The organism is Pseudomonas lopnurensis, assembly GCF_015070855.1.
Lineage (GTDB): Bacteria > Pseudomonadota > Gammaproteobacteria > Pseudomonadales > Pseudomonadaceae > Stutzerimonas > Stutzerimonas lopnurensis.
The window spans coordinates 8,100-13,847 of record NZ_JADDIX010000005.1 but is presented as its reverse complement, the minus strand read 5'-3'; the positions used below and the strand labels follow the sequence as shown (position 1 = coordinate 13,847).

The following is a 5,748-nucleotide window of genomic DNA, read 5'->3' as shown; positions in this document are numbered from 1 at the left end:
GTGAAGGCCGGACAGATGATCGTGCTCAGCGACCCCGACAACCAGCAATGCACCCGCGAAGAAGCCCTGCTGATGGACGCGGCGGCCAAGGTCAATGCGGCTCTGGAGCCGCTGTCACCTGCAGAGGCCGATTTCATGGTCCGGCACCGGAATGAAATCGAATCCTTTCTCACCTATGGCGCCACCTCCGTAGGTGTCGGCACGTCCGTGTTTTACAAGCATCTGGAAGGCGTAAACAGCTCGCTACGCAGTATCGAGGCCTTGCACCAGCGAACCTTCCAGCGGCACGGCCACCTACGCTCTCCGGAATTCTTTGCCGAGCGCAAGCGCCTGTTCAGCCAGTTGGACGCGCAGCTCACTTCGCTGACCAGAAAAGGCACGGGAATACCCGATCATCCCAACCTCAAGAGCGCCTTGGGTATTTCCAGTCGCAGCGTCGTACACCGCTGGACGAAAGCCGGCGCTCCCGAGCAGATTCCCGGCTATGCCACGCATATCGACGGTGTGGCCAAGGCCGCGAAATACATCAGATATGGCGGCTGGATCGGTACGGCCGTTGGTGGCGGGGCTTCTTATATGAAGGTGCAGGATGTGTGTATGGCTGGTGATGCTGAAGCTTGTGAAAAGGTTAAATTTACCGAGGGCGGAGGCTTTGCTGGGGGAGTCGCTGGCGGTGCGCTGGCCAGTATGGCCTTAACTGGCTCGACATTAGGTGTTATTTGTGCCGCTCTCGGGGTCCCTACTGGCGGTGTGGGTACGTTGACGTGTGGTCTTTTGGTAGTTGGGGCGGGATCTTTGGCTGCAGGAGCCGTCGGAGGCAGAGGAGGAGAAGCAATGGGAGAAATAATTTACGAGGCAGTTAAGTGAGTTTGAATACAGCTGAGAAAATATTTCTCTGTGTAGGTTTAATCGACTTTGGGCTGGCGTTCCTCTTGATTGGAACTGCACTGCATATGGCCTATACCAAAACAGACGAGATGCTGGAGTATTTAAAAAACTGTACTGCCATAACGGCTCGTGCTCCTCTCAGGCACGGTGGTCCATGGGGCAAGCTGTTACTCATCGGAGGAATTGCTGGGATCGTTACCCTTCCAAACTTTTATCTGAAAAAAGGCGAGCTAAGCGCGGAGGATCTAAAGGGGCTTCCAATTCACCTTAAGCGCAAATTGGCGATTTTGTACTGGGGTAGCTGTGGAGCTCTGCTTTTAATGTTCGTCATTGCGGCGGTAGCTGAGCTTGATCTTGTGTAGTCGGGCGTACGGAAGTTGGCTGCCGAATCCAGCATATTCCGGTGCAGGATGTGCGCAGCAGGCAATTACACGGCTTGTATGAGTGTTGTGGTCTAAGGATAGTCATGAAGTATTCATGAGTTTCTAGCTGACTTCAGCACCTGCCGACTTTGAAAGTGACCAATCGATCCATGACACTTGACCGCAGATAGCTGTCAGCCTACCTGCTACCACTTGCCCTAGCGCAGCAGCAGGCCGGTGCAAGATGTGTGTATGGCTGGCAATGCCGAGGCTTGTGAAAAAGTTAAATACACCGAGACTGGGAGTTTTGCCGGCAGCGTCGCGGGCGGCGCAGGGAGTGCCGCCATTTTAACGGCCCCAGCAGTAGGCAGTGTCTGTGCCGCACTGGGTGTGCCTACTGGTGGAGTAGGGACTCTTGTATGTGGCTTGGTGGTGGTCGGGACGGGCTCTTTAGTAATAGGCGCTCTTGGAGGAACTGGTGGTGAAATGGCAGGGGATGTGATCTATGAGAGTTCTAAATGAGTACCGCTGAGTTTGTTATCGGCTATCTATGCGGTTTGGTGATTTTTTTTCTGCTAATCTGGATTGGCGTTGCATTGCATATGGCTTATAAGCAGATGGATACGATTTTGGAGCACCTAAAAAGATCCACTGCTGTCACGGCGCGCTCCCCTCTCAGGCATGGAGGCCCATGGGGGGAAATATTATTGGTAGGAGGAATATCAGGAATTATCACTTTCCCTGGTTTTTATCTGAAAAAAGGAACGATAAATATAAAAGAATTAGAAAATTTTCCATCCCGCCTTAAAAGCAATCTAGTAGTATTGCAGTGGAGCGCGTGGGGCCTTTTAAGCGCTTTGATCTTGCTGGTTGCAATCGGAAAATCTGGCTGGCTCTATTAATTCAAATCCGTTTGTGATGCATCGTCGTGCCGCTCCAGCGCCACCTGGCGGATCGACAGGCGAATCTCCGCCGGCAGCACGCGCTTGGCCACGCCTTCGGCCAGTTCGCCGAGCGCGTCGTGGTAGCCGAGCCTGCCGTTGGCATCCGTGCTCAGCACGCCCTGCTCCAGCAGGCTCTGGATGAAGTGGCGGAACAGGCTCTTGTCGAAGAACTCTGGCGCGTTCAGCCCGTGCAGGATCGACAGGCGCTGGGCCATGACCGTGCAGAGGTTCTCCAGCTCCTCGGCGCTCAGGCTGTGCTGGCCGCTGTTGAGCAGCAGCGAGGTCGCCATGTAGAAGCGCTGCAAAGTCTGCATGACCACCCGCGCCAGCAGCGTGAGCCGCACGAACTGCCGCGAGCTGGGCGCCGGGCGCAGGTAGCTGTCGCCGTCCCGCCTGAGCAGGCCGTGTTCGGCGAAGGCGGCCAGCCACTGGTCGATCACGGCCTTCAGTTCGTGCTCCTCCCAGCGGATGAACAGCTCCGCGCGCAGGTACGGATACAGCGCCTCGGTGAAGCGCTGGATCTGCTCGCGGCTCATCCGCGAACTGCTCTGGAAGAAGCTCGCCAGCAGCGCCGGCAAGGCGAAGATGTGCATCACGTTGTTGCGGTAGTAGGTCATCAGCACCGCGTTCTGCTCATCCAGATAGAGGATGTTGCCCAGCGCATCCTTCTGTTCGGCGAGTAGGTCGAGGCTCTTCACGTAGGCGATCAGCGCCTCGCCGTCGCCTTCCGGTAGCGTGGTATGCGGCGAGTAGGGCACCGCGCGCAGCAGGGCCTGATAAAGGTCGAGGATTCGCGCCAGCGCGTCGTGATCGAGGGCCTGGCGGCTGGTGGAAAGCATTGCCAGCGCCACCAGGTTGACCGGGTTGACCGCGGCGGCTTCATTGAGGCGTTCGGCGATGCGCCCGGCCAGCCGGTTGGTGGTCTCGTTCAGCCATTGCGGGCGGTAGTCCGGCGCGTAGGTCTGCTGGCGCCAGCCGGGTTGCTCCTGTTCGAGGAACTCGTTGAGCTTGAGCGGCTCGCCGAAGTTGACCCAGACCTGACCGAAGCGCTGCTTGAGCGCGCCGATGACCTTGAAGATGTCGAAGATCGATTCCTTCTTCTTCGCCGCACCGCGCAGCTCGCCCAGGTAGGTGCGGCCTTCCAGCACGCGCTCATAGCCGATGTACACCGGCACGAAGAGGATCGGCAGGCGCGAGGAGCGCAGGTAGCTGCGCAGGGTCAGCGCCAGCATGCCGGTTTTCGGCCGCAGCATGCGGCCGGTACGCGAACGCCCGCCCTCGACGAAGTACTCGACCGGGAAGCCGCGGGTGAACAGGTTGTGCAGGTATTCGTTGAACACCGCCGTATACAGCGGGTTGCCCTTGAACGAGCGACGCATGAAGAAGGCGCCGCCGCGGCGCAGCAGGCTGCCGATGACCGGCATGTTGAGGTTGATGCCGGCGGCGATGTGCGGTGGCGTCAGGCCGTTGCGGAACAGCAGGTAGGACAGCAGCAGATAGTCGATATGGCTGCGGTGGCAGGGCACGTAGATCACTTCATAGCCGCGCACGGCATCCTGCAGCGGCTCGATATGGTTGACGCGAATGCCGTCGTAGATCTTGTTCCAGAACCAGGACAACACCACCTCGAGAAAACGCACCGCGGTGTAGGCGTAGTCCGAGGCGATCTCGTTGCCGTAGCGCAGCGCCTTGGCCTCGGCCTTTTCGATGGAAATGTTCTCGCGCTCGGCCTCGTCGCGAATCGCCTGGCGCACCTGCGGGGCGTGTACCAGCCCCTTCACCAGGTTGCGCCGGTGCGACAGGTCGGGGCCGATCACCGCGGTCTTCTGGTTGCGGAAATGTACGCGCAGCATGCGGTGAACCATGCGCAGGGTGCGCTCGTGGCCCTTGTTCATCGCCACCAGCTCGTTGAGCTGGATCGGCGCGGAGAACTGCACGCGAGTCTTGCGCCCCAGCACCAGGATGCTGAGCAGCTTGCGCAGCCGTCCGGTAACCGCCCAGCTGTCGGCGAACAGCAGCTTCCAGGCGCTGGTCTCGCGGTTCGGCGACTGTCCCCAGAACACGCTGACCGGGACGATCTGCGCGTTTTCCACGGCGTTGTGCTCCAGCGCGCCGACCAGCCGCACCAGTGCCTGCGGTGCCACCAGCCGCGTGCGCCGGCCGAACCAGCTCGCCGCCGGGTTGAGGAAGAAGAACGCCGCCGGCTCGACATGCTCGCCTACCGCCACGTCGGCGACCGGCCGCGGCAACCCGGCCTTGCTGCACTCGGCGTCGAGTACCGCGAGGTCGCTCAGCGACGGCTGCTGCAGCACGTAGAACACCGGTTTGCTGCGATCCAGCTTGAGGGTGAAGGCGGACTGGTTGATCGTCTCCGAACGCACCCAGAAGTACAGCACGCGGCGCAGCAGGGAAAAGATCAGTCGGCGGATGGGGGAACGGGTCATACGGCAGATTCGGCTGTGGAAGGGGCGGGGCCCTAGAAGGCGGCAAGTGTGCCGCAAGCAGCGATGGCGGGCAAAAATGTCTCGCGGAAGGGGGAGCTCACGCACCGGCATCGCTTGTCGTCAATTCGCTTCAGCACATGCTTGGTCCGCTCTGCACCGGAGGAGCCAAGCCCCAGATTCGTATCGTAGGGTGGAAAACGCGCGAAGCGTTTTCCACCGAATCGTCAGGCAGCGGACAGTGAAGGAAGCGCGCTACCTCCCTCCATAAGTCGAAGCCATCTTTTCGAATTATTGTGTGTGTTGTGTGTATAGAGAGAGGCGCATAGAATACGCCCCAAGCGGCACGAACGGAGGCAAGGATGCGAAGTCGGGACGTAATAGAGCTGCTGGAGGCGGATGGCTGGTATGAAGTGGCCGTTAAAGGCAGTCACCATCAATTCAAGCACCCGACAAAGCCGGGACGAGTCACGGTGCCGCACCCCAAGTCGGAAATGGCAAAGGGTACGCTCCATAACATCATGAAAACGGCTGGCCTCAAGTGAGGCAGGCACATTCGGGCAGGGTGGCTATATGAAATTCCCCGTTGTTCTTCACAAGGATTCCAATAGCGATTACAGCGTGACGGTGCCGGATGTCCCGGGCTGCTTTTCGGCTGGAGAAACCATGTCCGAGGCGCTGGAGAACGTACGTGAATCCCTGTCGCTTCACTTCGAGGGATTGATTGCCGATGGCGCTCCGCTGCCGCAACCGCAGGAAGTGGATGTTCATGCCACGAATCCGGATTACGCCGGCGGCGTGTGGGCGTTGGTGGATTTCGATGTGACGCCTTTTCTGGGCAAGGCGGTGCGCTTCAATGCGACCTTGCCGGAGTACCTGTTGGCGCGGATCGATGTGTATGTCCAGACCCATCCGCAGCAGAAGAGCCGCTCAGGCTTCCTGGCCGATGCGGCGTTGAGGGTGTTGCAGCAATCTTGATAGCGGGCGCTGGGGAGGATTCGGTAATGCTTGCCGACCGGGGTGGCGCTCCAGCCTGTTTAACGCTTTGTTTTTATTGGATAAATCTTAGAGATTCGCCAGTTCGTAGGGTGGGCAACGGCGAAGCCTTGCCCA

Annotated in this window: 5 protein-coding genes and 1 pseudogene; 5 read left to right on the top strand and 1 reads right to left on the bottom strand. The window is 59.2% G+C overall.

From position 1 onward, the window contains the following. From IN820_RS00310 to IN820_RS00300, 3 genes and pseudogenes are all read left to right on the top strand, one after another. Window positions 1-867: pseudogene (locus tag IN820_RS00310) on the top strand (hypothetical protein); the annotation flags it as partial. Further along, window positions 864-1,250, top strand: coding sequence for a hypothetical protein (locus tag IN820_RS00305; protein ID WP_102893504.1), 387 nt, complete (start codon window positions 864-866; stop codon window positions 1,248-1,250). The pseudogene IN820_RS00310 and the gene IN820_RS00305, both read left to right, overlap by 4 nt. A gap of 518 nt (window positions 1,251-1,768) precedes the next feature. After that, window positions 1,769-2,152 carry a hypothetical protein gene (locus IN820_RS00300; RefSeq protein WP_193679063.1) on the top strand — a complete coding sequence of 128 codons (384 nt, stop codon included), beginning with the start codon at window positions 1,769-1,771 and terminating at the stop codon, window positions 2,150-2,152. On the opposite strand, the gene plsB is transcribed toward IN820_RS00300, so the two are convergent. Continuing rightward, window positions 2,149-4,638, bottom strand: coding sequence for a glycerol-3-phosphate 1-O-acyltransferase PlsB (gene plsB / locus IN820_RS00295; RefSeq protein WP_193679062.1), 2,490 nt, complete (start codon window positions 4,636-4,638; stop codon window positions 2,149-2,151). The two genes, IN820_RS00300 and plsB, sit on opposite strands and share 4 nt — an antisense overlap. Before the next feature lie 359 nt (window positions 4,639-4,997). On the opposite strand from plsB, the gene IN820_RS00290 reads away from it, so the two are divergent. Next, complete coding sequence (locus tag IN820_RS00290; RefSeq protein ID WP_193679061.1) at window positions 4,998-5,180, top strand: type II toxin-antitoxin system HicA family toxin; 183 nt, start codon at window positions 4,998-5,000, stop codon at window positions 5,178-5,180. Window positions 5,181-5,208: 28 nt separating this feature from the next. Further along, window positions 5,209-5,613, top strand: a complete 405-nt coding sequence (locus IN820_RS00285; protein WP_193679060.1) for a type II toxin-antitoxin system HicB family antitoxin — start codon at window positions 5,209-5,211, stop codon at window positions 5,611-5,613. Window positions 5,614-5,748 lie beyond the last annotated feature (135 nt).

Coding starts and splice junctions, on each gene's coding strand:
- IN820_RS00300 (WP_193679063.1), top strand. CDS start 1,769: ATGAGTACCGCTGAGTTTGTTATCGGCTATCTATGCGGTTTGGTGATT.
- plsB (WP_193679062.1), bottom strand. CDS start 4,638: ATGACCCGTTCCCCCATCCGCCGACTGATCTTTTCCCTGCTGCGCCGC.
- IN820_RS00290 (WP_193679061.1), top strand. CDS start 4,998: ATGCGAAGTCGGGACGTAATAGAGCTGCTGGAGGCGGATGGCTGGTAT.
- IN820_RS00285 (WP_193679060.1), top strand. CDS start 5,209: ATGAAATTCCCCGTTGTTCTTCACAAGGATTCCAATAGCGATTACAGC.